The sequence below is a fragment of the Weizmannia acidilactici genome (assembly GCF_008974185.1).
GTDB lineage: Bacteria > Bacillota > Bacilli > Bacillales > Bacillaceae_C > Weizmannia > Weizmannia acidilactici.
Window position 1 is genome coordinate 1 of record NZ_BKZP01000085.1, and the last position, 1,519, is coordinate 1,519.

The following is a 1,519-nucleotide window of genomic DNA, read 5'->3' on the forward strand; positions in this document are numbered from 1 at the left end:
TTTTCTGTGAAAATAAATCTCCCCGGGTTTCCCTGCGAGTCCGGGCAACCCTAAAAGTAGCCAAAAAAGTCAATAAGAAAGCAGAGCTACCTCTGGCAAGGTAACTTTGTATAATACTTTTTGATTTTGGTTATACTAGCTAATTTGTTTTTCTTTGTAAACCTCCTTGTTGATTAAATGATCCGAAGCATTCGATGCGATATGGCAACGAGTGCTTTTTTCTTTCCCCTTCGTGCTGCTAATGACCAATATTTTGCTGCTAACCATTTATTCCTACACCTTGATACTGCCCACGCCGCCTCGCACATGGCTGATTTGATATGTGGACTCCCTTTTACCGTTCTTGTACTATATCGCTTGCCTGCACTTTCTTTGTTCCCCGGACACACCCCCGCCCAAGATGCTAAATGTTGCGAGGTTGGAAACCGGCTCATATCCACACCAATTTCTGCAATGATAACTGCGGCAGTATCTTTTTTTAATTCCAGGTATTGTGAGGAGTAATTGAACTTCTTCTTGATATTTCTGCAGTAAGACATCAATTCTTTGTTCAATTTCGGTAATAAGACATTCCAAATATTCAATATGACTCCATGACTGGGGATCAGAAAAAGCTGATGATCATTTATTGTGTCAAATAACGAATCCGAGATCTGCTGCTTTTTAGAAGCCATCCTCCCATGAATCCTTTCTTCAACATCTTTTACATCTACATAACCCTTTTCAATCAGCCGGTTAAGCAGCTTTCTTCCTGAAACATCAAACACATTTGAAATGACCGTGCTTAGTTTTACATTTGAAGATTCCAATACCTTTTGAATTCTGTTCTTCTCAAAAGTGACAGGCCAATCCATTTCTTTCTCAGCCTTGTTATAAATAACGGAGTTCCCGAATATCTGCTGGAGGAACAAAGCTCTTTTCAATTAATCCATAGCGAAGTAATTTAGCGATCCATTCAGCGTCTGAAACATCTGTTTTTCTTCCCGGCACGTTTTTAATCCTTTGGGCATTTGCCAATGTGATATCAAAGAAATCCTCTAAAATGTTAAACACCGGCTTCCAGTAAACTCCTGTACTCTCCATCGCAATATGCGTTATGTCACGGTCTTCGAGCCACTTTAACAGCCGGAATAAATCTTTGGTCATAGTAGGGAAAGTTTCCGTTTCCTTGATTAGCCCATCGTCTTTTGAACCAATCAGGGCACAAGCTACAATGGTTTCTGAATGCACATCCAAGCCGGCACATCTTTCAATCAATACTTCCATCAAACCACTCCATAAAATATAGGATCACAAACAGTGAGTGAATTTGAAAATAAGCATTTTTCTGTACGTAGTCATCCTTCCATTGGAAAGAGCTAACAAAGGGTTGAACACCAAATCCACTCAAACAGTTTTTAGTTCAGGGGCAAACCACCAAAAAGAGCCACGTATTATGAACTGTTTGTGTCTGTACCATTATGGACAGGAAGAACCTATTTTCATGCCTGGGTTGGGAGCGAACCGATCATGAATGTTT

General features: G+C 40.2%; 1 pseudogene. It reads right to left on the reverse strand.

Annotation, left to right across the window (positions count from 1 at the left end):
- Positions 1 to 173: 173 nt before the first annotated feature.
- Positions 174 to 1,266: pseudogene (locus tag BpJC4_RS15760) on the reverse strand (IS110 family RNA-guided transposase).
- Positions 1,267 to 1,519: the final 253 nt, after the last annotated feature.